The sequence below is a fragment of the Kitasatospora sp. NPDC059973 genome (assembly GCF_042737525.1).
Lineage (GTDB): Bacteria > Actinomycetota > Actinomycetes > Streptomycetales > Streptomycetaceae > Kitasatospora.
In genome coordinates this window covers 15,601-40,916 of record NZ_JBHWUI010000075.1, presented here as the reverse complement: position 1 = coordinate 40,916, position 25,316 = coordinate 15,601, and the positions used below count along the sequence as shown (strand labels likewise).

Here is a 25,316-nt window from a genome sequence, read left to right as displayed (position 1 = left end):
GGTCCTGTTTCACGTGAAACAGGACCCGGCCCCGGCCGTTCGTCGTGGGGCGCTCAGCCGCGGCGGTGGCGCCCGGCACCCGCCTGGGCGGTCTCGGCGTCGGCGGCCTCGGCACCGCCGGCCTTCTTCTTCCGGCGCTCGCGCACCACCTCGACGAGGATCGGCGACACCGAGAGCAGCACGATCAGCAGCACCGCGGGGATCAGGTACTTGTCGATCACCGGGGCGAGCGCGTCACCGAAGAAGTAGCCGATCAGCAGCATGGACTCGGTCCACAGCACGCCGCCGATCACGTTCCAGAGGAAGAACGTCCGGGCCGGCATCTCCAGGGTGCCCGCGACCGGGTTCAGGAAGGTCCGGACGATCGGCATGAAGCGGGCCAGCACCACGGCCTTGCCGGGCCCGAACTTGTTGAAGTACTCCTCCGCCTTCAGCACGTACTCGCGCCGGAAGATCTTCGACTCCGGCTTGTCGAACATCTTCGGTCCGACCTTCACCCCGATCAGGTGCCCGAGCTGGGCACCCGCGACGGCGGCCAGTGGGGCGCCGATCAGCAGGGCCGCGATCGGCAGCTTCGTGCCCTCCCCGAGCACCGACGACGCGGCGTTCGAGGAGGCGACCCCGGCGATGATCAGCAGTGAGTCGCCCGGGAAGAAGAACCCGACCAGCAGGCCGGTCTCGGCGAAGATGATCGCGATCAGCCCGATGGCACCGAGGGACGAGATCAGTGATTTGGCGTCGAGCAAGTTGACGGCCAGCTGGTTGTAGTCCACGGGCGCAGGATAGCGGGCCCGTCTTGACGCGGGCTTCCGCCCGGGGGGCGAGACGGTGGTCATCCCTTCGTCGCACGTGCGCGGCCGTCCCGACAGGCGGGCCACATGGTGGCGCCGGGGCCCGGGATGGGAAGATGGCTCCCGGCGTCCGGACCGCGGTCGCAACACCCTCATTGTCGTACCGCGGTGGCCGCCTCGAACCTTGGTACTGGTGGCCGCCCCGCAGAGCCGCGCGTCGGCCCCGGTACCCCGGAGTCGTAACAGGCGTACACAGCGTCGGACAGCACCGTCCGTACGCCGCAACCCGACAGGAGCGGATTCGCATGCCCATCGCAACTCCCGAGGTCTACAACGAGATGCTCGACCGGGCCAAGGCGGGCAAGTTCGCCTACCCGGCCATCAACGTCACCTCGTCCCAGACCCTGCACGCCGCGCTGCGCGGCTTCGCCGAGGCCGAGAGCGACGGCATCATCCAGATCTCGACCGGTGGTGCGGAGTTCCTGGGGGGTCAGCACAACAAGGACATGGTGACCGGCGCCGTCGCGCTCGCCGAGTTCGCGCACGTGGTCGCCGCCAAGTACGACATCACCGTCGCGCTGCACACCGACCACTGCCCCAAGGACAAGCTGGACGGCTACGTCCGCCCGCTGCTGGCGATCTCCGCCGAGCGCGTGGCCAAGGGCCTCAACCCGCTGTTCCAGTCGCACATGTGGGACGGCTCCGCCGAGACCCTGAACGACAACCTGTCCATCGCCGAGGAGCTGCTTGCCCAGGCCGTCGCCGCCAAGATCATCCTTGAGGTCGAGATCACCCCGACCGGCGGCGAGGAGGACGGTGTCACGCACGAGATCAACGACGAGCTGTACACCACCGTCAACGACGCGGTCCGCACCGCCGAGGCGCTGGGCCTGGGCGAGAAGGGCCGCTACCTGCTGGCCGCCTCGTTCGGCAACGTGCACGGCGTCTACAAGCCGGGCAACGTCGTCCTGAAGCCGGAGCTGCTGCGCGAGCTGCAGGACGCGATCGGCAAGCAGTACGGCAAGACCGACCCGTTCGACTTCGTCTTCCACGGCGGCTCGGGCTCCACCGCCGAGGAGATCGCCACCGCGCTGGAGAACGGCGTCGTGAAGATGAACCTGGACACCGACACCCAGTACGCCTTCACCCGTCCGGTCGTGGACCACATGTTCCGCAACTACGACGGTGTGCTGAAGGTCGACGGCGAGGTCGGCAAGAAGAACACCTACGACCCGCGCACCTGGGGCAAGCTGGCCGAGGCCGGCATGGCCGCCCGCGTGCTGGAGGCCGCCCAGCAGCTGCGCTCGGCCGGCACCCGCCTGAAGTAAGGCACCCGCCCGAAGTAAGGCGGGCCCGAAGCAGGGCACCCGCCCGGAGCAGGGCACCCGCCCGACGCGAGGCACCACCGGAGTCCCGGCGCTTTCCCCGGGCCGGTCCCCGGCTCATGGCCCCCAGTGGTTCACTGGGGGCCATGAGCATTCACCAGAACCTCCTCGGGGGTCCGCCCCCGACGCACCTCCCCGCCGAGCCCGCTCCTCTGGAGCTGCTGGCCGGCGGCGCCTCCCCGGCCGAGGTCGCGGCGAAGTACCCGACCTCCTCGCTGGCCTGGGCTCAGCTCGCCGACGACGCCTTCGCCGCCGGCCGCACCGTCGAGTCCTACGCGTACGCCCGCACCGGCTACCACCGCGGGCTGGACTCGCTGCGCCGGGCGGGCTGGAAGGGCCATGGCCCGGTGCCGTGGGAGCACGAGCCGAACCGCGGCTTCCTGCGGGCGCTGCACGGCCTCGGCCGGGCCGCCGCCGCCATCGACGAGAAGGAGGAGGCCGAGCGCTGCGCCCAGTTCCTCCGGGACAGCTCGCCGACCGCCGCCGCCACGCTGGGCTGACCCGCCCGCCCCCAGGTAGCGCCCCGGGCCGACCCGCCCGGCCCGGCCGCCCCCGTACGCGCCCTCCGGCCCGTACGGGGGCGGCCGCATGCCGGGACGCGTATCCGGTACGTGGACAGCCGTCGGGTCTCCGTGTCAGGGTGGTCCGTGCGAGGGGGGCGCACAGAGGTTCGAACGGCTTTGGCGACCCCACAGGTCCGACAGGAAGCCCAGACGTGCCCGCAGCCAGACCCGACCGACGCCGCTCCCGCGCGCGCAGCTCCGGCCCGGCCGGCGAACGCACCGGCGGCTCCCGCACCGGCCGCCCCCGCGCCCGCGCCACCGGTGGCCGGCGCAGGCGCCGCCGGATCCGCCCCGGCATGATCACCGCGCTGGTGGCGGCGCTGGCCGTCCTCGGCGGGGCACTGCTCATGCTCGACCGCCCCGAGCCGCGACCGACCACCGGGCCGACCGCGCAGGGCCGGATCGCCCCGCCCGAGGCGAGCACCCCGCCCGCCGCCGCGCCCGCCGCCCCGGCCCTGACCCCGACCCCGGCGCCCACCCCGAGCTCGCCCCCGCCACCGGCTCCCGGTCCGACGCCCGGACCGTCCTCGCCGGGCACCCCGGACCCGGGCCCGGCCCAGGGCGCGGGCACCTTCACCGTCGCCCCGGGCGCGGCCGCGGCGGTCGGCAAGGGCACCGTCCGCCGCTACCGGGTCGAGGTCGAGGACGGCATCGGGATCGACCCGGCCGCGGCCGCCGCCCAGGTCCAGAGCATCCTCGCCGACCCCCGGGGCTGGACCAACGACCGCAGGAACGGCTTCCAGCTGGTGTCGAGCGGTGCCTACGACTTCACCGTGAAGATCGCGTCGCCGGCCGCCGTGGACCGGATCTGCGGGGCCGCCGGACTGGACACCCACGGCGAGGTGAACTGCAACGTCGGCAACCAGGTGCTGGTCAACGTCAAGCGCTGGAACACCGGTTCACCCCAGTTCAGCGGACCGATCGACGAGTACCGGGCACTGATCGTCAACCACGAGGTCGGCCACCGGATCGGCCACGGGCACGAGACCTGCCCGGGCAAGGGCAAGCCGGCGCCCGCGATGATGCAGCAGATCTACGGCCTCAAGGGCTGCGAACCCAACGCCTGGCCGTACTCGGCGGACGGCAGCTACCTCAGCGGCCCGTCGGTGCTCTGAGCCGCAGGTCCTGAGCGGCAGGCCGAGCGCCCGGAGAGCGCGCCCGACCGGAGCCCGCCCGGAGCCCGCCCACGTCGGAACGGATCCGATACCCGTTCACCGACCCACCGGTACAAGGCCGTTCTAGGCTGATCGCATGACCGCAGACCGCACCGCAGCAGGGCGCCGCCGCCTCCTCACCGTGGCCGGCACCGCCGGTATCCTCCTCGGCACGGCCGCCTGTTCCTCCTCCGGAGGCGTCACCGGCACCGGCAGCCTCTCCTACGACCACGTCCGGTCGACCGCCCAGGGGCTCGCCGGGACCGGCCCGTGCCCGTTCGGTCTGGACCTCCCGGCGGCGCTGAAGGCGGCCGGGATCGACCGCCCGGTGACCCCCGGGTCCAACGGCGGGCCGGCGGTCACCACCGACCTCGGCAACGGCAGGCCGGCCGAGCCCTGGCCCTCCGGCTTCTCCGCGCCGCCCTCGATGGCCTCGGTCCCGGCCACTCCCCCGACCGCCTGGGTGACCTGCGCCTACACGGTCGGCTCGGCCCCGGTCCAGATCGACCTGCTGGCCGTCCCGGAGAACGGGGTCGCGATCAACATGATGCTGCCGTACATCCAGAAGGCCGGGGGCATCGGCGTCGACCAGCTGACCCGGTTCGCCGAAGCGCAGCCGACGGCCGGCCAGACCAAGCTCACCCCGGGCGCGGAGTCGGTGGGCGTCGCCCGGGTCGCGGCCAACGGCAAGGGCGACATCGCGCTCACCCTCTCCCAGAGCTCCTCGGACGCCGGGCCGGAGCAGGCCCTGACCGGGGAGGCGCTCCGCAAGGCCACCGAGCGGCTCGCCGCCCAGCTGCGCCCGTAGGGCCCCGGCCGGTCCCGGGCGTCCTACCCGAGGACCGGCAGATGGGCCCGCAGGTCGCTGCGCTCACCGCTGGCCGAGAGCGCGGCGGCCTCCACCGCGGCGTCCCAGTCCGTCCGGCCGGTGGCAAGCCGGATCCAGGTCAGCGGGTCGGTCTCGACCACGTTCGGCGGGGTGCCCCGGGTGTGCCGGGGGCCCTCGACGGCCTGCACCACGGCGTACGGCGGGATCCGCAGCTCGACCGCGCCGCCGGGCGCCTGGTCGGCGAGGGCGTCGGCCAGCAGCCGGGTGACGGCGGCCAGCGCCTGCCGGGCGTGCGGGAAGGCCGCCGTGCCCACCGCGTCGGCCAGGTCGTCGGCGTGCACCACCGTCTCCACCAGCCTGGTCACCAGCATGTCGGTGAGCGTCATCGAGCCCAGCCGGATCTCGAACCGCCGGCCCGGGTCGGCCGTGCCGGCGTCCGCCAGGACGGCGATCAGCCCGTCGGCCGCCCGCCCGAAGGCCTCCGCCACCGAGGCCGGGTCCCCGCCGTACTCCCCCGCCGCCCGCGTCCTGGCCTGCTCGTCCAGCAGCGGGGCGAGCGTACCGACCCGCCGCACCCACTGCGGCAGGTCCAGCGGCGGCCGGCCCTCCAGCGGGTCGTCCAGGTGTGCGGGCACCCAGTCGACCTGGACGCCGAGGTGGGCGATCAGCTCGCGCACCGTCCACGTGCCCAGCCGGGTGGGCCGGGCGAGCAGGTCGGCGGCGTCCGGGCGGGCGCAGAGCGCCCGGACGGTGTCGCGCAGCGCTGTGGTCTGCTCCACCAGCGCGGCCTGGACCTTGGCGGGCTGGTACGTACGGGACTTGGCGGGCATGCGCCCCAACATACGCCGAGGGGCGGACGGTTCCGTGGAACCGTCCGCCCCTCGGAGCACGCGGATCAGGCGAGCAGGGCCTCGATGACGCCGGTGTGGGCGTCCTTCAGCTCGGCCAGCGAGACGGTGAACTGGCCCTGGACGTCCAGGACATCACCGTCGACCACACCGATCCGGGTGGCCGGCAGGCCACGCGCGGTGCACATGTCGTTGAACCGGAGCTCCTCGCTGCGCGGCACCGCGACGACCGCGCGGCCGGCCGACTCGGAGAACAGGAACACGAACGGGTCCTGGCCCTCGGGCACGATGATCCGGGCGCCGTGGCCGCCCTTGAGGCAGCTCTCCACGAGGGCCTGGCCCAGGCCGCCGTCGGAGAGGTCGTGCGCGGCGTCGATCATGCCGTCGCGCGAGGCGGCGATCAGGATGTCGCCGAGCAGCTTCTCGCGGTCCAGGTCGACCTTGGGCGGCAGGCCGCCGAGGTGGTCGTGGACCACCTGCGTCCAGGCCGAGCCACCCAGCTCGTCCTCGGTGTCACCGAGCAGGTAGAGCAGCTGGCCCTCCTCGGCGAAGCCGATCGGGGTGCGGCGGGTGACGTCGTCGATCACGCCGAGCACCGCGACCACGGGGGTCGGGTGGATGGCGGTCTCGCCGGTCTGGTTGTACAGCGAGACGTTGCCGCCGGTGACCGGGGTGCCGAGCGCCAGGCAGGCGTCGGCCAGGCCGCGGGTGGCCTCGGCGAACTGCCACATCACGTCCGGGTCCTCGGGGGAGCCGAAGTTGAGGCAGTCGGAGATCGCGAGCGGCTTGGCACCGCCGGCGGCGACGTTGCGGTACGCCTCGGCGAGGGCCAGCTGGGCGCCGGTGTACGGGTCCAGCTTGGTGTAGCGGCCGTTGCCGTCGGTGGCGACCGAGACGCCGAGGTTGGTCTCCTCGTCGATCCGGATCATGCCGGAGTCCTCGGGCACCGAGAGGACGGTGTTGCCGAGCACGTAGCGGTCGTACTGGTCGGTGATCCAGGACTTGGAGGCCTGGTTCGGGCTGCCGGCGACCTTGAGCAGGTCGGCCTTCAGGCCCTCGCCGGTGGTCGGGCGGGCGAGCCGCTCGGCACTCGGGGCGTCGGCCTGCAGCGCGTCCTGCCAGCTCGGGCGGGCGTACGGGCGCTGGTAGGTCGGGCCCTCGTGGGCGACGGTGCGCGGCGGCACGTCGACCACCAGCTCGCCGTGCCAGTAGATCTCCAGCCGCTCGCCCTCCGTCACCTCACCGATGACGGTGGCGATGACGTCCCACTTCTCGCAGATCTCCAGGAAGCGGTCGACCTTGCCGGGCTCGACGATGGCGCACATGCGCTCCTGCGACTCGCTCATGAGGATCTCCTCCGGCGAGAGCGTCTTGTCGCGCAGCGGCACGGTGTCGAGCTCGATCCGCATGCCGCCCGAACCGGCCGAGGCCAGCTCGGAGGTGGCGCAGGAGAGACCGGCGCCGCCGAGGTCCTGGATGCCCTTGACGAGCTTCTCGGAGAAGATCTCCAGGGTGCACTCGATGAGGAGCTTCTCCTGGAACGGGTCACCGACCTGGACGGCCGGGCGCTTGGCGGGCCCGGTCGCGTCGAAGGTCTCCGAGGCGAGCACCGAGACGCCGCCGATGCCGTCGCCACCGGTGCGGGCTCCGTACAGGATGACCTTGTTGCCGGCGCCGGAGGCCTGCGCGAGGTGGATGTCCTCGTGCTTCATCACGCCCACGCAGAGCGCGTTGACCAGCGGGTTGCCCTGGTAGCAGGAGTCGAAGACGACCTCGCCGCCGATGTTGGGCAGGCCCAGGCAGTTGCCGTAGCCGCCGATGCCCGCGACGATCCCGGGCAGCACGCGCCGGGTGTCCGGGTGGTCGGCGGCGCCGAACCGCAGCGGGTCCATCACGGCGACCGGGCGGGCGCCCATCGCGAGGATGTCGCGCACGATGCCGCCGATGCCGGTGGCCGCGCCCTGGTACGGCTCGATGTACGAGGGGTGGTTGTGCGACTCGACCTTGAAGGTGACCGCGTAGCCCTGGCCGACGTCGACCACACCGGCGTTCTCGCCGATGCCGACGAGCATCGCGTCGTTCGGCGGAACCTTCTCGCCGAACTGCTTCAGGTGCACCTTGGAGCTCTTGTAGGAGCAGTGCTCCGACCACATGACCGAGTACATCGCGAGCTCGGCGCCGGTCGGGCGGCGGCCGAGGATCTCGCGGATGCGGGCGTACTCGTCCTCCTTGAGGCCGAGTTCGGACCACGGCTGGGCGGAGTCCGGGGTCTGCTCGGCGTTCTTGACGGTGTCGAGGCTCATCAGGCGTTCACCAGCTGCTTCAGGACGGAAGTGAAGAAGCCCAGGCCCTCGGTGCTCGGACCGGTGAGCGGCTCCACGGCGTGCTCCGGGTGCGGCATCAGACCGACGACATTGCCGGCGGCGTTGGTGATGCCGGCGATGTCGCGGTACGAACCGTTCGGGTTGACGTCGACGTAGCGGGCGACCACCCGGCCCTCGGCCTCCAGCGCGTCCAGGACGTGCTCGTCGGCGACGAACCGGCCCTCGCCGTTCTTCAGCGGGACGACGATTTCCTGGCCGGCCGAGTAATCCCGGGTCCAGGCGGTGCCGGCGTTCTCGATCCGCAGCTTCTGGTCGCGGCAGACGAAGTGCAGCGAGTCGTTGCGGGTGAGCGCGCCGGGCAGCAGGTGCGATTCGCACAGCACCTGGAAGCCGTTGCAGATACCGAGAACCGGCATTCCCAGCTTCGCCTGCTCGATGATGGTGTCCATCACCGGCGAGAAGCGGGAGATGGCGCCGCAGCGCAGATAGTCGCCGTAACTGAATCCGCCGGGCAGGACGACGGCGTCGACCTGGTGGAGATCCTTGTCACGGTGCCAGAGGGCGACCGGCTCCGCGCCGGCCAGGCGGACCGCGCGCTGGGCGTCGCGGTCGTCGAGGGAACCAGGGAAAGTGACGACGCCGACTCGGGTGGTCACTTGCCCTCCTCCTCGACGCGGACGGTGAAGTCCTCGATCACGGTGTTGGCGAGAAAGGTCTCGGCTGCTTCGCGGATACGGGCGAGCGCGGCGTCGTCGACCGGGCCCTCCAGCTCCAGCTCGAAGCGCTTGCCCTGGCGGACGTCGGCGATCCCGGCGAATCCGAGACGGGGCAGTGCGCGTTGCACCGCCTGTCCCTGGGGGTCGAGGATCTCCGGCTTGAGCATGACGTCGACTACGACGCGTGCCACTGGCACTCCCGGTGGTGTCTTCGTGAAGGCGGGGGAACTCCAGACTACCGGGGGTTTCGGGCGACTTTGCTGGCCGGGGAGGGTGACGCGCGTAGACCCACGACCCTTACGCCACAAGGGCTCCGACTCCCCGACACCCCCCGGCGGGCACCCCTTTTCACCGGATTCGACGGCCCGAGCGAGAACGGCCGAAGAGCACCCGAATACCGGCACTCCGGACAGATCGGCCAGCCGAGTGCACCGGGTATCCGGCACCCGCCGAAGACACGTGAATATACGGAAAAGAAAGCCGGACTCTTCGATTTCGACCCGCTTCGGGTGCAGAATAGGGCCACCTGTCGCGGCAAGTGCTGCGTATCCGGCACGCCATCGGGCCTGCCCGTATGCGCTTGCGCGAGTGGTGCACATCAGGCCACGGGAGCGCACCCCGCGCCCTTCGGCCGAATTGCCCGAGAGGATTGACACCCATGGCTCAGCGTGTAGTCGTCACGCTCTCCGACGACCTGGACGGCGGCGCAGCCGCGGAAACCGTCCACTTCGGCGTCGACGGGAAGTCGTACGAGATCGACCTGTCCCTGGACAACGCGGAAAAGCTGCGGGAGGCCCTCGCTCCGTTCGTCGCGGCCGGCCGCCGCCAGAGCCGTACCGGTAAGTCCTTCCGCCGCACCGCGCTCACCCCGGACCCGGCCGCCGTGCGCGCCTGGGCCCAGTCGCGCGGCATGGAGCTGCCCGCCCGGGGGCGCATCCCCAAGCACGTGTACGAGGCGTTCGCCGAGGCGAACTGACCCCGCCGGACCCGGTCGTCCCACCTGCCCCGAAAGGGTGGGGCGACCACCCCGACCGATGGGGTAGAGTATTCCTCGTCGCCGCAACGGAGAGATCCGAAGAGGCGGCCGGTGCCCCACCAGGCACCGTGCGGACGTGGCTCAGTTGGTAGAGCATCACCTTGCCAAGGTGAGGGTCGCGAGTTCGAATCTCGTCGTCCGCTCGCAGTGCGCGAGCACAGCACAACTCAATATCTTGACCTGCGGACGTGGCTCAGTTGGTAGAGCATCACCTTGCCAAGGTGAGGGTCGCGAGTTCGAATCTCGTCGTCCGCTCCAGTACGAAGGGCCCCCTCGATCGAGGGGGCCCTTCGGCATTCCCCGCGGTTGTGCCGGGCCCCGCCCGAGCAGCCGTCCCCGCATTCCCGGCCCGCCCCGCCGCCGGAGCGCCGATGACATTTGTCACCGCCGACCCGTGGATCCGCACCGCCTTCTCATGAGAGCCCGCACTGCCCGGGGCGCCCCGGCGGCGGAAGGCTTGAGCCATGGAAACGAGCCAGCCGCGCACCGCGAGCGACCCTGTGATCGAGGTCACCGACCTCCACCGCCACTACGGCTCCGGCGCCACCGACTTCCACGCCGTGCGCGGGGTCGACCTGACCGTCGGCCGCGGTGAGCTCTTCGCTCTGCTCGGTACCAACGGGGCCGGCAAGACCTCCGCCATGGAGCTGATCGAGGGCCTCGCCGCCCCCACCGCCGGTACGGTCCGGGTGCTCGGCCACGACCCCTACCGCGAGCGCGCCGCGCTCCGCCCCCGGATCGGCATCATGCTCCAGGAGGGCGGCTTCCCCGGCGACCTCACCGTCGCCGAGACCGGCCGCAGCTGGGCCGGGATGACCAGCGGCGCCCGCCCGCTGGAGGAGGCGCTGGAGCTGGTCGGCCTCGCCGACCGCCGGGGCGTCCGGGTCAAGCAGCTGTCCGGCGGCGAGCGGCGCCGGCTCGACCTCGCGATGGCCCTGCTCGGCCGGCCCGAGGTGCTCTTCCTGGACGAGCCGAGCACCGGCCTCGACCCCGAGGCCCGGGCCGCCGTCTGGCGGCTGGTCCGCGACCTGCGCGCCCAGGGCACCACCGTGCTGCTCACCACGCACTACCTGGAGGAGGCCGAGGAGCTGGCCGACCGCCTGGCGATCATGCACCGCGGCCGGATCGTCACCACCGGAACCGTCGCCGAGGTCATCGCCGGCCGGCCCGCCCGGATCTCCTTCGAGCTCCCGGAGTTCACCGGAGCCTCGCTCCCGCCGCTGACCGGGGCCACCCTGGTCGCCGACGGCCGCCGGATCACCGTGCAGACCGGGCAGCTCCAGGCCACCCTCACCGACCTGCTCGGCTGGGCCGCCCGGCACGGCATCGCGCTCGGCGCCCTCGACGCCCGCAGCGCCTCGCTGGAGGAGGCCTTCCTCGCCATCGCCTCCGAGGCCGCGCACCAGCCCCCGGCCGACGCCCCGGCCGCCCCCACCACCCTCCGCCGCCTGATGGGACTCTCCCGATGACCACCGCCACCGCCCGTCCCGCCGCCGGCCCGCGGACCACCGCCGTCCGCCGGCTGCTCGCCCTCGGCCGGGCCGAGGCCACCCTGCTGCTGCGCAACCGGACCGCGATGTTCACGGCCCTGCTGCTGCCGCTGATGCTCATCGGCGCCCTGCGGGGCGTGCTCGAACAGCAGGCCGAGACCCACCCCGGCCTCGACGTCGACTCGCTGCTGGTCAACGGGGCGATCGGGATGGTGCTCGCCTTCGTCGTCTACTACAACCTGACCGCCGCCTACGTGGCCCGCCGCGGCGAGCTGGTGCTCAAGCGGCTGCGCACCGGCGAGGCGCGGGACGTCGAGATCCTGGCCGGCACCGCGGTGCCCTCGGTCGCCCTGGCCCTGCTGATGTGCCTCGTGGTCGCCGTCGGCGGCGGCGTCGCCCTGGACCTCAGCGCGCCGGTCAACCCGCTGCTGATGGCCGCCGGGCTGGTCCTGGTGATCGGCACCCTGATGGCGCTGGCCGCCCTCTCCAGCGCCTTCACCAGGACGGTCGAGAGCGCCGGCATCACCACCATGCCGGTCCTGCTGGTCTCCCAGTTCGGCTCCGGCCTGTTCATCCCGCTGGAGGTCATGCCCGACCGGATGGCCGACGTCTGCCGGCTGCTCCCGACCACCCCGGCCTTCCAGCTGATCCGCCTCGGCTGGTTCGGCACCGACGGCTCCGCCGCCGCCACCGGCTTCGCCGGCACCTGGTCCCCCGCCGCCCCGCACCTGGTCACCGGCATGGTCTGGCTCGCCCTGGCCGCCTGGGGCGCCGTCCGCTGGTTCCGCTGGGAGCCCCGCCGCTGACCGGAGCCGGCCCGCCCCGGCGCCCGCTCCCCACCTGATAGGAAGGGCACAGCACGATCATGATCGAAGGGGGAGCGGGAGAGATGAGCGTCCTGACGCCGAGACGGCGCTGGAAGGGGTCCAGCAAACCCCAGCGCACCGAGCTGTACCTCCGCTGGTCGCTCTACTTCATCCCGCTGATCCTGCTCCCGATGATCGTGCTGGCCATCGCCGCCCCCACCGGCCGGGAGGACACCCGCGGCAGCGCCCAGGTCAGCGTGGTCGTCGGCCTGGCCACCACCCTGCTGACCCTGCGGGCCCTGCGCGCCTCGCTCGACCACTACCTGAACCGGCCGACCGACCACCTGCGCCGGCTCCTCACCCTCGGCGTCGTGACGATCGCCGGCTCCTGGGCGATCCTGCTACTCGGCCCGGCCGACGGCGGACCGGACAGCCCGGGCGCACCGCCGTTCACCGTCGTGGTCGTCTCCCTCCTGCTGGCCGCCGCCTTCTGCCCGGTGAGCGTCGGCCTGCCGGTGCGCCGGGCCTGCCTCACCGGGGTGACGGCCCAGCTCCTGGTCGCCCCCGCGGCCCTGCTCGCCGGGCTCGACGGCGCGACCACGGCCGGTCTGCTGGTCGGCAACCTGATCGCGCTCACCTGCGTCGGGTCCAGCTGCCGCAGCTTCGCCTGGCTGCAGTCCGTGGTCTGGGAGCTGGACGCCGCCCGCGAGGCCCAGTCCAGGCTGGCCGTGGCCGAGGAGCGGCTGCGGTTCTCCCGGGACCTGCACGACGTGATGGGCCGCAACCTCACCACCATCGCGCTGAAGAGCGAACTCGCCGCCCAACTGGCCCGCCGCGGCCGGCCGGAGGCCGCCGACCAGATGGCCGAGGTGCAGCGGATCGCCCAGGAGTCCCAGCGCGAGGTCCGCGACGTCGTCCGCGGCTACCGCACAGCGGACCTGCACGCCGAGGCGATCGGCGCCCGCGCCGTGCTGCGCGCCGCCGACGTGGCCTGCGAGATCGACCTGGGCGAGGAGCCGCACGAACTGCCGCTGCCGGTGCAGTCGGTGCTCGGCTGGGTGATCCGCGAGGCCACCACCAACACGCTGCGCCACAGCGAGGCCGCGCACTGCTCGATCCGGCTGCGCCGCGAGGACGGCCGGGTGGTGCTGGAGCTGGAGAATGACGGGGTGCCGGCCGTGCCGATCCCGTCCCAGGGCAGCGGGACGGGCCTGCACGGGCTGCGCGAGCGCCTCGCCGCCCACGACGGCGAGCTGACCCTCCCGGAGGCCGGGCCGGGCCGGTTCCGGGTGCTCGCCAGCGTCCCGCTCCGGCCCCCGTCCGCCACCGCACCGCTCCCGTCCGGAAGAAGGCCCCGATGACCGAGACCGACCCCGTGCGCGTGCTGCTCGCGGACGACGAGCACCTGATCCGGGGGGCGCTGGCCGCGCTGCTCTCCCTGGAGGACGACATCACCGTGGTCGCTCAGGCCGCCTCCGGCCCGGAGGCGGTGGCGATGGCGCAGGCGCACCGCCCGGACATCGCGGTGCTGGACCTCCAGATGCCCGGGCTGGACGGCATCGAGGTGGCCACCGAACTGCGCCGACTGCTGCCGGACTGCCGCTCCATGATCGTCACCGGGCACGGCCGACCCGGCTACCTGAAGCGGGCGCTGGAGGTCGGCGTGCGGGGCTTCCTGCCGAAGACCGTCTCGGCGGCGGACCTCGCCGGGATCATCCGCACGGTGCGCGCGGGCGGCCGCTACGTGGACCCGGAGCTGGCGGCGGACGCGATCAGCGCGGGCGAGACCCCGCTGACCCCGCGCGAGACCGACGTCCTCGAACTGGCCGCCGACGGCACCTCGATCGCCGGGATCGCCGAGCGCGCGGCACTCTCCCAGGGCACCGTCCGCAACTACCTCTCCTCGGCCGCCGGCAAGCTGGGCGCCGAGAACCGCCACGCGGCGGTGCGGATCGCGCGCGAGCACGGCTGGATCTGAGGACCCGGCCGTGCCCGCGCGGACGGCTACCCCCTAGGCCCAGGAGGTACTGGTCAGCCGCTCGTAGACCTCGATGTACTTGGCCCTGGTCTGCTCGACGACCTCGGCCGGGAGCTCCGGCGGCGGCAGCTCACTGGCGCGGTCCCAGCCGGAGGCCGGCGAGACCAGCCAGTCGCGGATGAGCTGCTTGTCGAAGGACGGCTGCGAGCGGCCGGGCTGCCACTCGTCGGCGGGCCAGAAGCGGGAGGAGTCCGGGGTGAGCACCTCGTCGCCGATCACCAGCTCGCCGTCGGCCAGGCCGAACTCGAACTTGGTGTCCGCCAGGATGATGCCGCGCGACCGGGCGATGTCCCGGGCCCGGGCGTAGACGTCCAGGGTGGTGCGGCGCAGCTGGGAGGCGAGTTCCGCGCCGATCCGGCGGGCGGTCTCCTCGTAGGAGACGTTCTCGTCGTGCTCGCCGACGTCGGCCTTGAGGGCGGGGGTGTAGATCGGGGCGGGCAGCTCGGAGCTGTTCACCAGGCCCTCGGGCAGCGCGATGCCGCAGACCGTGCGGTCCGCCTCGTACTCCGTCAGGCCGGAGCCGGCCAGGTAGCCGCGGGCCACGCACTCGACCGGGATCATCTCCAGGCTGCGGCAGACCAGCGTGCGGCCCTTCCAGTCGGCGGGGGCGCCGGCCGGGACCTCGGTGGAGATCACGTGGTTGGGCACGATGTCGGCGATCCGCTCGAACCACCACAGCGAGAGCTGGGTGAGGATGCGGCCCTTGTCGGGGATCTCGTTGGGCAGGACCCAGTCGTGGGCCGACATGCGGTCGCTGGCGACCATCACGAGGTCGCCCGACTCGGCGCGGTAGAGGTCGCGCACCTTGCCGGTGTGCAGGTGGACCAGGCCGGGCACCTGGACCGGCTCGGGCTTGGTGACAAATCCGCTCAAGGTTGTCTCAGTCCTCAGGGGTCGTTCGCGGGCGTGCGGCGCGAAAGGGGAGGTCAGTGGACCCGAGTCTGTCACGAACGCCCGTCGGGGCCCCGGCCGGGCGCCCTCAGGCGTTCTTGCAGAGGCGGTCCAGCAGGTTGGCGGTGGCCCGCTGGATCCGCTCGTCGGTGAGTCCGGGCCGGTCCAGCGCGGGCGACCACGCGAACGTCCCGGCGGCGAAGACGTACGCGCCGCTCGGCGCCCGGTACAGCGAGGTCTCCTGGTACCGGGTGCGGCCGGCGAGGTCCCGGTACGGGGAGTGCGCGAGCAGCACCCGCTCGGTGTGCCGGGGCAGCGCCACCTTGGGGTAGTACCGGTCGGCCTCGCCGGCGACCAGCCCGGGCAGCTCGTCGCCCTCCTGGACGCCGGTGCCGTCCCAGAGCCAGTGCGCGGTGTGCCGGGCGACGAGCGGGACGGGGGAGGCGACCCGGCCGGAGTACTGCAGGCCGAGCAGGTGCTGCTCCGGTTCGCCGGCGTCCCGCCAGAGCGCGCTGGCGGCGCCGCCCACCCCGGTGGCCGGGCTGCCGGGCTCGACCTTCTGCCGCTTGCGGCAGTTGAGCAGCCGGTTGGGCTCGCCGGACGGCGCGGGGCTCAGCTCGACCCGCCAGTACATGGTGTTGGCGGAGAGGAAGACCAGCGAGGTGCCGCCGTCGCGGGCCCGCTCGACCGTCCGGCGCATCGGCTCCGACCAGTACTCGTCGTGGCCGGGGAAGACCAGCGCCCGGTGCCGGGCCGGGTCGACCAGGCCGGCGTGCAGGTCGGTGGCGGTGGCGTAGGAGAGGTCGTAGCCGTAGCGCTCGGCCCAGCGGATGAAGTCGTAGGCGTGGCCGACGTGCAGCGGCAGGCCCGCGGTGGCGTGCGGGCGGTCGAAGGAGACGGTGACGGCCGCCTCCCGCTCGCCGACCAGCCGGCCCCGGTCGTCCCAGGCGTGGTACAGGCTGGCGCCGCTGCGGCCGTCCTCGGGGAAGAGGTTGTAGGCCTGCCAGGTCACGTCCGGGATCACCAGGAGCAGCTCGGCGGCGTGCGCCTGGTCCTCGAAGTCCCGCACGGTGAACGGGATGTGGCTGCGGTGCAGCATGTCCGCGGTGGTCAGGACGGCGACGTAGGCGCCGGGGCGCCAGTGGGTCGGGATCTGCAGCCGCCAGGAGTGCCACCAGTGGTGGCAGGAGACCGTCCGCCCGGCCACCAGCGGGGCCGGCTGGGCCAGTCCGGCGATCAGCGGGCTGGACGTCATGTGGTGGGCACCGTCGCCGCCGTAGTGGCCGATCCGGTAGACGTCGACGGTGAACTCGCGGGGCGGGTTGACGGTGACCCGGAAGTCCACCGAGCCGCCGGGGCGGACCACGCCCGCCGAGGCGAACCCCTTGATCTGCTGGACCACGTCGTTGGCGCCCTGCGGGGTGCCGACCGGCGGCTTCGGTCTGGCGCCGCCGGCCAGCGGCTGCTGGCCCGGTGCGTCCACCGAGACGTACCAGGGGACGGCGCCCTCGGCCCCGGCCAGGTACTGGTCCGGGCTGCGGAGCCAGGGCAGCGGGCCCTGGCCGAAGGGGTCGGAGACGCTGTACGCGTGCGTTCCGGACTCCCAGCGGCGGTTGAGTTCCGTCCCCACGCGCCCCTCCCACAAGGTGCACCCTCCGCCGGTCGGCATGTGCCTCCCGGATGTGCGTGCGGTCAAATACACCACAGAGTGCTGGCGCTGCGTCACCCATCGGTAGCAACTGGTGTCCGGGAATCTTCCGGTCCGCCGGTGGAGGGGCTCCGGCCTGCGAAGACCTGCCGCCGGTGACCGGCCCGGGGGCGCGAGCCCCGGTAGCGAGCGCCCTCCGGGCTCAGAGTCGGACCGGCTTCTCCAGCCGGACGTCGGCGGCGTCCAGCCAGGCCCGCAGCGGGCCGTCCTGGCCCTGCTCGACGGCCTGGGCGATCGGCCCGGCCAGATCGGTGCGGCGCACCCCGCCGATCAGCAGCACCGGCCCGTCCAGCCAGTCCAGGCCCGGGGTGGCCCCGGCGGTGTCGACGGCGGCGCAGCAGACCATCGCGGTGACGTGGTCGACCAGCAGGTCCCGCCCGGTGCGGACGGGTTCGAGCAGCGGGGCGGGCGCCGTGGTCCGGGCCAGCTCGGCGGTGAGCGCGGCCGCCAGCTGCTCGCCGCCGCCCTCGGCGAGCCGGCCGAGCAGCCTGGTCACCGTTGGGGCGCCGGGGCGGGCCTGCGGGGCCAGCCGGTCCAGCGCGGACTGCAGCGCGGTGGCGCGGGCCCGCCAGCCGGCGTCCACCACCTCGGCCGGGTAGTCGGTCCACTCGACCTCGCGCCAGGCGCCGGAGGCGGGGCGGCCGAAGAACAGCTCGGCGGCGAGCAGCGAGACCGCCTCGTCCACCGTGCCCGGCTCCTCCAGCAGGTCGCAGGCGGGGCGGTCGCCGAGGCGGCTGCCGTACCCGTCGGCCAGCCGGTCGCGCCGGGACAGCTCGGTGAGCGCGGCGACCACCCCGGCGTTGAGGTGCGCGGGGTGCCGGCCGAGCCGCCAGGCGGGCAGCGCGACCCGGGTGAGCAGCCGGTCCCAGCCGGCGTAGGCCAGGCCGACCTGCTCCTGGGCGGCGATCCGCAGGCCGTAGTCGACCGCCCGGGCCTGCTCGGAGGCCCAGCCGGCGACGGCCCGCTCGAGTTCGGCGGAGTGCGCCCGGCAGGCGCGGAGCAGCCGGCGGGTGATCCGGTCGGTCAGCGCGGCCGGGCCGCGGCGCCCGCGCGGGGCGGCGGGCGCGGGGGCGCCGACCACGCCGGGCCCGGGGGCGGCGTCCAGGCTGGCGTCCAGACCGCGCAGGAAGCGGCGGGCGGCGGCGATGTCCGGGTCGGCGGCGGCCCCGGTACCGGCCACCACCGGGGCGAGCAGGGCCCGCAGCTCGCCGGCCCGCATCCACCAGAGGAACGGCGAGCCGATCACCAGCACCGGCGCGGGCGGGTCCTGCTCGTGGCGCGGCGAGTGGCGCGACGAGCGGCCGGTGCCGGCCGGTCGGGCCGGCGGGACGTCCTCCAGCCAGCTGTCGCAGTCCGGGGTGAGGGCGATCGCCGAGGGGGCGGGGACCGCCAGCCGGTCGGCCAGCTCGTCGATCAGCCGGTACAGCTCGGGGGCCTGGGCCCGGTCGAGCGGGACGACCGGGGTCTGCGGCGGGACGGCCCTGCGGTGGGCGCGGGCGGCCAGGCCCGCGACCAGCAGGGTGGCGGCGGCCACCGCGCAGACCACCCAGCGGACGGCGTCCCAGGCGGCGGCGTCGGCGGAGCCCGGCGCACCGAGCCGGCCGGTGAACCGGCCCGCGAGCAGGACCACCGCCGCGGCGGCGGGCAGTACGGCGGTGGCCAGGGCGATCCCCCGGACCCGCAGGACCGCTTGGGCGTGAGCGCGCGCGGTGTCGACAGCGGCCATACGGTGCGGCACCCCCTTCGGAGCCCTCGGGCACCCGGCGACGGGGCCCTGAGCCGACTCGAAACGATCAGTTCCGACCGGGAATCGGCGGCGTCCGATCCCGGTAGTACATGCTGCGTGGCGCTTCTGACATTCTTGACGCCCTTGCCCGGGTGGGTGTTCCGGATCGCCCCGGTTTCCACTCGTCCCGGTGACGGTGCCCGGATTCCGGACGACCGCGCCGCGCGCCGTGCAATGCGGCCCGGGCGCGCTCGGTCCGGCCGGACGCCGTCCAGCATCCCCCCGCGCGACCGCCGCTACCCGGTGCGGCCGCGCACGACGCGGCCCCCGGGACCGCGGACCAGCGCACCATAAGGCCGGGCGGCCGGTTGCGTCAGCCGGATGCGGCCGCTGTCACTCGATGGGCTGGATTCCGGCCGCCGAACGGTGCGGCGGCCCCGGAACCGCTCCCGTGCCACCCGGCCCGGAAACGCCGCGGGGCGCTGCGTCCATGGGGGTTGTTTCCCCTCGGACGCAGCGCCCCGGAACGCGGCGAAAAGGCCTGCTACTGGGCGGCCTTGAGCGCGATGTCGGTGCGGTGCTGACCACCCTTGAGGCTGATCCGGTCGACCGCCGCGTACGCCCGGCCGCGCGCCTCGGCGAGGTCGACGCCGGTGGCGGTGACGGAGAGGACCCGGCCACCGGCGCTGAGCACCCGGCCGTCCTCGTCCGCCGCGGTGCCGGCGTGCAGGACGAACGCGGTGCCGTCGGCGGCCTCGGCCTCCGCCAGGCCCTCGATCACGTCGCCGGTGCGCGGCGCCGCCGGGTAGCCCTCGGAGGCGATCACCACGGTGACGGCGGCGCCGTCGTCCCAGCGCAGCGGCTCCAGCTGGTCCAGCGCGCCGGTGGCCGCGCCGTGCAGGACGGCCGCCAGCGGCGTGCGCAGGCGGGCCAGCACGACCTGGGTCTCCGGGTCGCCGAAGCGGGCGTTGAACTCGATCACCCGGGTGCCGCGCGAGGTCAGCGCCAGGCCTGCGTAGAGCAGGCCGGAGAACTCGGTGCCCCGGCGGCGCAGCTCGTCCACGGTGGGCTGCAGGACGGTCTCCAGGACCTCCTCGACCAGGCCCTCGGGCGCCCACGGCAGCGGCGAGTAGGCGCCCATGCCGCCGGTGTTCGGGCCCTCGTCGCCGTCCAGCGCGCGCTTGAAGTCCTGCGCGGGCTGGAGCGGGAGGACGGTGGTGCCGTCGGTGATCGCGAACAGCGAGACCTCGGGGCCGTCCAGGTACTCCTCGATGACCACGCGCTCGCAGGAGGCGGCGTGGGCCAGCGCGGCCTCGCGGTCGGAGGTGACCACGACGCCCTTGCCGGCGGCCAGGCCGTCGTCCTTGACCACGTACGGCGCGCCGAAGGCGTCCAGCGCCTCGGCGGCCTCGGCGGGGGTGGTGCAGAGGTAGGAGCGGGCGGTGGGCACCCCGGCGGCGGCCATGACGTCCTTGGCGAACGCCTTGGAGCCCTCCAGCCGGGCGGCCTCGCCGGACGGGCCGAAGACCGGGATGCCGGCCGCGCGCACGGCGTCGGCGACGCCCGCGACGAGCGGGGCCTCCGGGCCGACCACGACCAGGTCGGCGTCGAGCCGCCGGGCGAGCGCAGCGACCTGCGCGCCGTCCAGCTGGTCGACGGGGTGGACCGTCGCCACCTGCGCGATCCCGGCGTTACCCGGGGCACAGTGCAGCTCGGTGACGGCGGAATCTTGGGACAGGGAGCGGCACAGGGCGTGTTCGCGGGCGCCGCCGCCGATGACGAGGACCTTCACGGTTGGCAAGGGTAGTCGGTGGCCGGTTCGCGCCGCCGTCCGGTCCCGTCGGAACCTCCAGGCGGAGCCGTCCGTACGCCGCCGGGCTCGGAGGATCATCCAAGCCGGGGCGGAAGCGGTGCACCCGGGGTGCCCGGGTCAGGACAGCGGGTCACCGGGGGCTCGCTCGGACGGGTGAAATCTCGCCGACCGCCGCAACCCCCTCACCTCGGCATCCGGGCCCCGAATCCGGTAACGATCATTGGTGAAGCGCCCCCATGGTCAGCCATTTGGCGGTAAGAAGTGCTGATGGACAACCGCCGGCCACCGGCCGGTACGCCGTCCCGGGGCACCCACACTCGCCCGGGGGCGCCGTGTGTTCCGATCCGTCGTCCGGCGTTTCACGGCCCATCAGGTCGATGACTTGTCAGGAGGACGCGTTGGAGGACGCGATGTCAGACCCAGCAGTCCGCCCGCCACAGGGAGCCCCACAGGTGAGCCAGCCGGAAATGCAGCCCGAGGAGAGTGCCTGGGGCAAGGAGATCGGCGAGGAGGACCCGCCCCCCGCCGCAGTCGCGCCCCGGGCCGACACGCGTCGCCGGGCCGATCTGAGCGCCCGCCAGTTCCCCCTCGGGGACTGGGGCGAGCCCGCCGAGCGGCTGGAGGAGCTCTACCGCTGGTCCGAGGAGCGGGCGGTCGAGGCGATCGACTGGTACCGCCGGGACCGGGTCTGGAAGCGCCGCTGGGCACGTCTGCTGAGGTTCGGCACGGCCGGCTTCGTGGTGGGCGGCGTCACCGCGCCGCTGGTGGACCTCACCGGCACCGTCGCGAACGCCACCAGCTGGGGCTACGTCGGCCTGGCGCTCGCCGCGGCCTGCTACGGCGCCGACCGGGCGTTCGGGCTGACCTCCGGCTGGATGCGGGACGTCTCCACCGCGCAGGCGCTGCAACGCCGCCTGGAGGCCTTCCAGTTCGACTGGGCCTCGGAGTGCGTGCGGGAGGTGCTCGGCCCCACCGAGGGCACCGCGGGCGAGGCGGCCGAACGCTGCCTCGGGGTGCTGCGGCGGTTCTGCGAGGACGTCTCGGACATGGTCCGCACCGAGACCTCGGAGTGGATGCTGGAGTTCCGCGCGGGCATGACCCAGCTGCCCACCCAGGCCTCCGGCAGCTGGGGCGGCCGCAGCGAGTCGGGGATCGGCGCCCAGGTGCGGATCCTGCCCCCGCCGGGCACCCGGCCCACCATGCCGCGCCAGCGGCCGCCGGAGGGCCCGCTGCGGTAGCGGGGGCGGCGCGCGGAGGCCTTCGAGCCCGGACGCTCGCGGGCAGGACGTTCTCGGCGGGCCCGGACGTTGGCGGGCCCGCAGGCCGACGGGCCCGCGGAGCCGGGCGGCTTGCGGGCCCGTCGGCTCAGGCGAAGACGATCATCGAGCCCTGGGTGAGGCTGCGGGTGGCCGCCGCGTACAGGCCCGCCCAGGCGTGCCGCTCCCGGGCGAAGGGGTGCAGGTCGTCCAGCGGCGGGCCGAACGGCTGCTCCAGGCCGGTCGGGCCGAGCGGCCGGGTCGGGTCCGGCGGGTCGGCCGGGTCGATGTCCAGCGCCGGGGCGATGGCCTGGAGTTCGCGCAGCAGCCCGTGGCTGGAGCCCAGCGGACCGCCGGAGGCGAGCAGCGCGTCGTCCACCAGCGGAGCCGCGAACTCGATCGGCACGTAGGCCCCGGCGTGGTCGAAGTGCCAGACCAGGTGCGAGTGTTCCGCGCTGCTCTCGAACATCTCCAGCAGCTGCTCGTAGTCGCCGCCGAGCGCGTCCACCGGCGTGATGTCCAGGCCGGTCAGGCCCAGCAGGTAGGCGCGGCGCAGGAAGTGCAGCGAGTCGTAGTCGAAGGCGGCTATCGGCTCGACCGCCCCGCTTATCCCCGGGACGAACTGGTAGACCGGCACCTCGGGCAGCCCGTGCGCGGTCAACACGGCGTTGTACAGCGCGAGATCGTCCCGGAAGGGGTTGTCGGGGCTGTGGCTCAGCACGTCCACGAGCGGGACGAGCCAGAGGTCGCAGGCCATGGGCCGGCTCTTCCTCTCGGGGCGGCGGAGTCGCCCGCGCGAGCGGGCGACGGATGGGCGGGTCGGGGTCCGGACGGTCGGTACGGGGACCGCCCGGGGCGACGACCGCCCACCCTACCGGCCCGGCGCGCGGTGCGGGCCGGGCCGCCCCTCGGACAGTTGGCCGGCCGACGGGTCGGCCGGCCGGCGGCCGAAGCGCCCGTACGGCACCGAACGCGGCTGCGGCACCAGGCCGAGGCCCAGCCCCAGCTCGCGGCCGAGCTCCCGGCCCAGCTCCCGTTCGCGGCCGCGGCCGCCCTCCGCCCGCTGCGGCTCCGGCCTGCGGCCCGCCTCCGGACCCGCCGACACCGGCGAAGGGACCGAGGACCTCGCGCTGCCGGCCGGCACCGGGGAGGGAGCCGGTCCGGACGGCCCACCCGACCGGACGGCCGGCGGCGCGGCCACCGGCGCCGCGTCGAGCCCGGCGGTCAGCAGCGGCAGCACTCCCACCGACTCCTCCGACTCCCCGGTCAGCCCGGCCAGCGCCCGCACGGTGAACAGGTTGTACTCGCAGACGATCCGGTGCGCGCCCGCGAGGTCCTCCCGCTCGATCGCCTCGACCAGCTCGACGTGGCGGTCCCAGCAGAACCCGCCCAGCGTCGGCATCGCCCGCAGGTACGGCGCGGCGAACATCCAGGACTGCACCCGGAGCCAGTCCAGGTAGTCCCCGATCCGGCGGTTGCCGAGCAGTCCGGCGACCTCTCGCCAGAACCGGCGGTCGCAGCCCACCATGACGTCCAGGTTGCCCGCCCGGACCGCACCGACCGCCGCGTCCGCCCGGCGGCGCAGCGAGGGCAGCCGGGCGGCGTCCGGCGTCGCCGGGCGGACCGCGAGCTGGCGGAAGCAGCTGTCGGTGAGCAGCACCCGGGACTCGAAGATCTCCAGGAAGTCGGCCCAGCCGAACTCGGGCACCGTGAAGCCGCGGTGGTGCTCGGCCCGGAGCAGCCCCTGCGCGCCGAGGTCCACCAGCGCCTCGCGGGCCGGGGTCGCGGAGACGCCGTACAGCTCGGCGATCTCCTTGACGGTGAAGTTGCGGCCGGCCGCCAGCCGGCCGGCCATCATCTCCTCGCGCAGCGCGCCGGCGATCTGCTCGCGCAGGCTGTTGCGCTGGATCACGGTGCTGGTGTCGCCTGCGCCGGTGCCGTACATGCGCGCGACCTCCTCGGGCAGGCTCGACGGTCTGCCTCGGGACAGGCCGGCTGAAGAACGGCGGGTAACACGACGAAGGCTCATCTTCTCAAAAATGCCGCCGCCCCGTACAAGCCTCCCGTATGCCCCGGAAAGCCCCGCTCACCCGGCCGGGGGCGTCACCGCTGGACGGGGGCCGGGATGCCCAGCAGCCGGTCCCGGTGGACCGGGAACTCGGCGCGGGCCTTGCCCACCTCCGCGGGGTCGAAGTCCACGGTCAGCACCTCCTCGCCGGCACCCGCCTCGGCCAGCACCCGGCCCCACGGGTCCACCACGATGCTGTGGCCGGCCTGCTCGACCCCGCCGTGCGTCCCGGCGGTGTTGCAGGCCAGGACGTAGGCCTGCTCCTCGACCGCGCGGGCCCGGCTCAGCAGCGTCCAGTGCTCGCGCCGCCGCGCCGGCCAGGCCGCCGGCACCACCATCAGCTGGGCGCCTGCGTCCAGCAGCGCCCGGAACAGCTCGGGGAACCGCAGGTCGTAGCAGGTCGCCAGGCCGAGCGTGGCGAAGTCGGTGGCGGCGGTGACGATCTCCTGCCCGGCGCCCATCACCACCGCCTCGCCGCTGTCGAAGCCGAAGCGGTGGATCTTGCGGTAGGTGTGCACCAGCTCGCCGTCCGGGGCGAACAGCAGCGAGGTGTTGTAGATCGGCCCGTCCGGGTCGCGCTCGACGATAGAACCGGCGTGCAGCCAGACCCCGGCCGCCTTCGCGGCGGCGGCCATCGCGTCCGAGGTGGGCCCGTCCAGCGCCTCGGCGCCGTCCGACCAGAGGTCGTACGCGAAACCGCCCAGCGCCCACAGCTCCGGCAGGACCACCAGGTCGGCGCCCTGCTGGGCACGGACCAGGGCCGCCGCGCGGGCCCGCCGCTCGGCGGGCGGCTCGGCGTCGGAGACCGCGAGTTGGATCAATGAAGCGCGCACAGTACCACCGTCCACGGCAAGAGTCCTACGATCGTCACTCGAAAGCGCTGCCCTGTTCTCACCCGGCAGCGTAACGTGCGGTTAGCGTGTGCGCCCGGAAGCCGGACTTTCCCGTCCGACCCGAAAACAGCGCGCGCGTGGCAAGGCAGCTGACGGAGGGCCGGAGATTCCCGTGACGGACAACCAGACCGTGCAGGCTTACACCGAGGCGTGGACGCAGTCCATCGAATCGATATCGGAGCTGGTGGCCCCTCTCCCGGAGGGCTCCTGGAACCGGGCCACCGAGTGCCCCGGCTGGTCGGTCCGGGACATCGTCTCGCACGTCATCGCCGTCGAGTCCGAGCTGCTCGGCGACCCGCGCCCGATCCACTCGCTCCCCCGCGACCTGCGCCACGTCACCACCGAGTTCGCCCGCTACATCGAGCTGCCGGTCGACAAGCGCCGCTGCCACACCGCGCTGGAGATGACCGGCGAGCTGGAGTACACGATCATCCGCCGCTCCCGGGCACTGCGCAACGCCCGGCAGACCCCGTCCGAGCCGGTCCGCTTCCCGGGCGGCCCGCTCAGCCGCGACGTGCCGTACCACGAGCTGCTGCGCCACCGGGCCTTCGACGTCTGGGTGCACGAGCAGGACCTCCGCCGGGCCCTCGCGGTGCCGGGCAACCTGGCCTCCCCGGCCGCGCTGCTCGCCCGGGACGTGCTGCTGGAGTCGCTGCCCAAGGCCGTCGCCCACCGGGCCGGCGCCCCGGCCGGGACGGCCCTGGTGCTGGACGTCACCGGCCCGGTCGAGTTCCTGCGCACCGTCCGGGTCGACGCCGCCGGCCGCGGCACGGTCGACGAGTCGATCAGCCTCGCCCCCGACGTACAGCTCACGATGGACTGGGAGACGTACGCCCGGCTCGCCTGCGGCCGCGGCCGCCCGGGCCCGGTCACCGTGGAGGGCGACCAGGAGCTGGCCTCCCGGGTGCTGGCCAACTTCGCCGTCACGGTCTGACGACCCGGCGCGGCCCGCACGGCCCCGGCCGCGCGGGCCGTGCCGAA

Annotated in this window: 23 protein-coding genes and 2 tRNA genes; 13 read left to right on the top strand and 12 right to left on the bottom strand. The window is 73.9% G+C overall.

Annotated features, from left to right (window positions below; all coding sequences use genetic code 11):
* Window positions 1-53: 53 nt before the first annotated feature.
* Window positions 54-773 carry a VTT domain-containing protein gene (locus ACFWA9_RS21265; RefSeq protein WP_329488729.1) on the bottom strand — a complete coding sequence of 240 codons (720 nt, stop codon included), beginning with the start codon at window positions 771-773 and terminating at the stop codon, window positions 54-56.
* Window positions 774-1,096: 323 nt separating this feature from the next.
* Here ACFWA9_RS21265 and fbaA point away from each other — a divergent pair, with 323 nt between their 5' ends.
* The 4 genes from fbaA (at window position 1,097) to ACFWA9_RS21245 (ending at window position 4,701) form a co-directional block, all read left to right on the top strand.
* A complete protein-coding gene (fbaA, locus tag ACFWA9_RS21260) occupies window positions 1,097-2,119 on the top strand; it encodes a class II fructose-bisphosphate aldolase (protein WP_329488730.1) in 1,023 nt (340 codons plus the stop codon).
* 143 nt (window positions 2,120-2,262) lie between these two features.
* Window positions 2,263-2,676: a DUF3151 domain-containing protein gene (locus ACFWA9_RS21255; protein WP_352288463.1), complete on the top strand. Its 414-nt coding sequence runs from the start codon at window positions 2,263-2,265 to the stop codon at window positions 2,674-2,676.
* A 215-nt stretch (window positions 2,677-2,891) separates the two neighbouring features.
* Window positions 2,892-3,854, top strand: a complete 963-nt coding sequence (locus ACFWA9_RS21250) for a DUF3152 domain-containing protein (protein ID WP_380388897.1) — start codon at window positions 2,892-2,894, stop codon at window positions 3,852-3,854.
* Window positions 3,855-3,990: 136 nt separating this feature from the next.
* Complete coding sequence (locus ACFWA9_RS21245; protein ID WP_380388895.1) at window positions 3,991-4,701, top strand: hypothetical protein; 711 nt, start codon at window positions 3,991-3,993, stop codon at window positions 4,699-4,701.
* A gap of 23 nt (window positions 4,702-4,724) precedes the next feature.
* Here the strand turns inward: ACFWA9_RS21245 and ACFWA9_RS21240 are convergent, their stop codons facing one another.
* The 4 genes from ACFWA9_RS21240 to purS form a co-directional block, all read right to left on the bottom strand.
* A complete protein-coding gene (locus ACFWA9_RS21240; RefSeq protein WP_380388893.1) occupies window positions 4,725-5,552 on the bottom strand; it encodes a sterol carrier family protein in 828 nt (275 codons plus the stop codon).
* A gap of 65 nt (window positions 5,553-5,617) precedes the next feature.
* Window positions 5,618-7,873, bottom strand: a complete 2,256-nt coding sequence (gene purL / locus ACFWA9_RS21235) for a phosphoribosylformylglycinamidine synthase subunit PurL (protein ID WP_380388891.1) — start codon at window positions 7,871-7,873, stop codon at window positions 5,618-5,620.
* Window positions 7,873-8,550 (bottom strand): phosphoribosylformylglycinamidine synthase subunit PurQ, encoded by a 678-nt coding sequence (purQ, locus tag ACFWA9_RS21230; RefSeq protein ID WP_329488736.1) that lies wholly within the window; start codon window positions 8,548-8,550, stop codon window positions 7,873-7,875. The genes purL and purQ overlap by 1 nt, the downstream gene beginning before the upstream one ends.
* Window positions 8,547-8,801 carry a phosphoribosylformylglycinamidine synthase subunit PurS gene (gene purS / locus ACFWA9_RS21225; protein ID WP_033250393.1) on the bottom strand — a complete coding sequence of 85 codons (255 nt, stop codon included), beginning with the start codon at window positions 8,799-8,801 and terminating at the stop codon, window positions 8,547-8,549. Before purS ends, purQ begins: the two co-directional genes overlap by 4 nt.
* A gap of 467 nt (window positions 8,802-9,268) precedes the next feature.
* Here purS and ACFWA9_RS21220 point away from each other — a divergent pair, with 467 nt between their 5' ends.
* From ACFWA9_RS21220 to ACFWA9_RS21190, 7 genes are all read left to right on the top strand, one after another.
* Window positions 9,269-9,586 (top strand): Lsr2 family protein, encoded by a 318-nt coding sequence (locus ACFWA9_RS21220; protein ID WP_238860361.1) that lies wholly within the window; start codon window positions 9,269-9,271, stop codon window positions 9,584-9,586.
* A gap of 130 nt (window positions 9,587-9,716) precedes the next feature.
* Window positions 9,717-9,789: transfer RNA gene (locus ACFWA9_RS21215), tRNA-Gly, on the top strand.
* A 39-nt stretch (window positions 9,790-9,828) separates the two neighbouring features.
* Window positions 9,829-9,904 (top strand) — tRNA-Gly (locus ACFWA9_RS21210).
* Between the two features lie 206 nt (window positions 9,905-10,110).
* Entirely contained in the window at window positions 10,111-11,115 is a 1,005-nt protein-coding gene (locus tag ACFWA9_RS21205; protein ID WP_380388889.1) for an ABC transporter ATP-binding protein, read from the top strand.
* Window positions 11,112-11,942, top strand: coding sequence for an ABC transporter permease (locus tag ACFWA9_RS21200; RefSeq protein ID WP_352288472.1), 831 nt, complete (start codon window positions 11,112-11,114; stop codon window positions 11,940-11,942). The genes ACFWA9_RS21205 and ACFWA9_RS21200 overlap by 4 nt, the downstream gene beginning before the upstream one ends.
* Before the next feature lie 83 nt (window positions 11,943-12,025).
* Window positions 12,026-13,303: a sensor histidine kinase gene (locus tag ACFWA9_RS21195; RefSeq protein WP_380388887.1), complete on the top strand. Its 1,278-nt coding sequence runs from the start codon at window positions 12,026-12,028 to the stop codon at window positions 13,301-13,303.
* A complete protein-coding gene (locus ACFWA9_RS21190; protein ID WP_329488741.1) occupies window positions 13,300-13,920 on the top strand; it encodes a response regulator transcription factor in 621 nt (206 codons plus the stop codon). Before ACFWA9_RS21195 ends, ACFWA9_RS21190 begins: the two co-directional genes overlap by 4 nt.
* A 33-nt stretch (window positions 13,921-13,953) precedes the next feature.
* Here ACFWA9_RS21190 and ACFWA9_RS21185 read toward each other — a convergent pair whose 3' ends face one another.
* From ACFWA9_RS21185 to purD, 4 genes are all read right to left on the bottom strand, one after another.
* On the bottom strand, window positions 13,954-14,853 hold the full coding sequence (locus tag ACFWA9_RS21185; protein WP_380388885.1) for a phosphoribosylaminoimidazolesuccinocarboxamide synthase: 900 nt from the start codon (window positions 14,851-14,853) through the stop codon (window positions 13,954-13,956).
* 106 nt (window positions 14,854-14,959) lie between these two features.
* Window positions 14,960-16,501: a N,N-dimethylformamidase beta subunit family domain-containing protein gene (locus ACFWA9_RS21180; RefSeq protein WP_352288479.1), complete on the bottom strand. Its 1,542-nt coding sequence runs from the start codon at window positions 16,499-16,501 to the stop codon at window positions 14,960-14,962.
* A gap of 220 nt (window positions 16,502-16,721) precedes the next feature.
* Window positions 16,722-18,305 (bottom strand): hypothetical protein, encoded by a 1,584-nt coding sequence (locus tag ACFWA9_RS21175; RefSeq protein WP_380388883.1) that lies wholly within the window; start codon window positions 18,303-18,305, stop codon window positions 16,722-16,724.
* A 544-nt stretch (window positions 18,306-18,849) separates the two neighbouring features.
* The gene (purD, locus tag ACFWA9_RS21170; RefSeq protein WP_329488745.1) at window positions 18,850-20,097 is read right to left on the bottom strand and encodes a phosphoribosylamine--glycine ligase; all 1,248 of its coding nucleotides are present in this window, start codon (window positions 20,095-20,097) and stop codon (window positions 18,850-18,852) included.
* Between the two features lie 473 nt (window positions 20,098-20,570).
* On the opposite strand from purD, the gene ACFWA9_RS21165 reads away from it, so the two are divergent.
* A complete protein-coding gene (locus ACFWA9_RS21165) occupies window positions 20,571-21,356 on the top strand; it encodes an SLATT domain-containing protein (protein ID WP_380388881.1) in 786 nt (261 codons plus the stop codon).
* 127 nt (window positions 21,357-21,483) lie between these two features.
* Here the strand turns inward: ACFWA9_RS21165 and ACFWA9_RS21160 are convergent, their stop codons facing one another.
* The 3 genes from ACFWA9_RS21160 to ACFWA9_RS21150 form a co-directional block, all read right to left on the bottom strand.
* Complete coding sequence (locus ACFWA9_RS21160) at window positions 21,484-22,131, bottom strand: hypothetical protein (RefSeq protein WP_329488746.1); 648 nt, start codon at window positions 22,129-22,131, stop codon at window positions 21,484-21,486.
* A 114-nt stretch (window positions 22,132-22,245) separates the two neighbouring features.
* On the bottom strand, window positions 22,246-23,319 hold the full coding sequence (locus tag ACFWA9_RS21155) for a GntR family transcriptional regulator (RefSeq protein WP_380388879.1): 1,074 nt from the start codon (window positions 23,317-23,319) through the stop codon (window positions 22,246-22,248).
* Between the two features lie 158 nt (window positions 23,320-23,477).
* A complete protein-coding gene (locus tag ACFWA9_RS21150) occupies window positions 23,478-24,275 on the bottom strand; it encodes a carbon-nitrogen family hydrolase (RefSeq protein ID WP_329488748.1) in 798 nt (265 codons plus the stop codon).
* A 172-nt stretch (window positions 24,276-24,447) separates the two neighbouring features.
* Between ACFWA9_RS21150 and ACFWA9_RS21145 the strand changes: the two genes are divergently transcribed.
* Window positions 24,448-25,269 carry a maleylpyruvate isomerase family mycothiol-dependent enzyme gene (locus ACFWA9_RS21145; protein ID WP_352288486.1) on the top strand — a complete coding sequence of 274 codons (822 nt, stop codon included), beginning with the start codon at window positions 24,448-24,450 and terminating at the stop codon, window positions 25,267-25,269.
* Window positions 25,270-25,316 lie beyond the last annotated feature (47 nt).

Coding starts and splice junctions, on each gene's coding strand:
- ACFWA9_RS21255 (WP_352288463.1), top strand. CDS start 2,263: ATGAGCATTCACCAGAACCTCCTCGGGGGTCCGCCCCCGACGCACCTC.
- ACFWA9_RS21245 (WP_380388895.1), top strand. CDS start 3,991: ATGACCGCAGACCGCACCGCAGCAGGGCGCCGCCGCCTCCTCACCGTG.
- ACFWA9_RS21175 (WP_380388883.1), bottom strand. CDS start 18,305: ATGGCCGCTGTCGACACCGCGCGCGCTCACGCCCAAGCGGTCCTGCGG.
- ACFWA9_RS21205 (WP_380388889.1), top strand. CDS start 10,111: ATGGAAACGAGCCAGCCGCGCACCGCGAGCGACCCTGTGATCGAGGTC.
- ACFWA9_RS21155 (WP_380388879.1), bottom strand. CDS start 23,319: ATGTACGGCACCGGCGCAGGCGACACCAGCACCGTGATCCAGCGCAAC.
- ACFWA9_RS21220 (WP_238860361.1), top strand. CDS start 9,269: ATGGCTCAGCGTGTAGTCGTCACGCTCTCCGACGACCTGGACGGCGGC.
- fbaA (WP_329488730.1), top strand. CDS start 1,097: ATGCCCATCGCAACTCCCGAGGTCTACAACGAGATGCTCGACCGGGCC.
- ACFWA9_RS21190 (WP_329488741.1), top strand. CDS start 13,300: ATGACCGAGACCGACCCCGTGCGCGTGCTGCTCGCGGACGACGAGCAC.
- purL (WP_380388891.1), bottom strand. CDS start 7,873: ATGAGCCTCGACACCGTCAAGAACGCCGAGCAGACCCCGGACTCCGCC.
- ACFWA9_RS21240 (WP_380388893.1), bottom strand. CDS start 5,552: ATGCCCGCCAAGTCCCGTACGTACCAGCCCGCCAAGGTCCAGGCCGCG.
- ACFWA9_RS21200 (WP_352288472.1), top strand. CDS start 11,112: ATGACCACCGCCACCGCCCGTCCCGCCGCCGGCCCGCGGACCACCGCC.
- ACFWA9_RS21160 (WP_329488746.1), bottom strand. CDS start 22,131: ATGGCCTGCGACCTCTGGCTCGTCCCGCTCGTGGACGTGCTGAGCCAC.
- ACFWA9_RS21195 (WP_380388887.1), top strand. CDS start 12,026: ATGAGCGTCCTGACGCCGAGACGGCGCTGGAAGGGGTCCAGCAAACCC.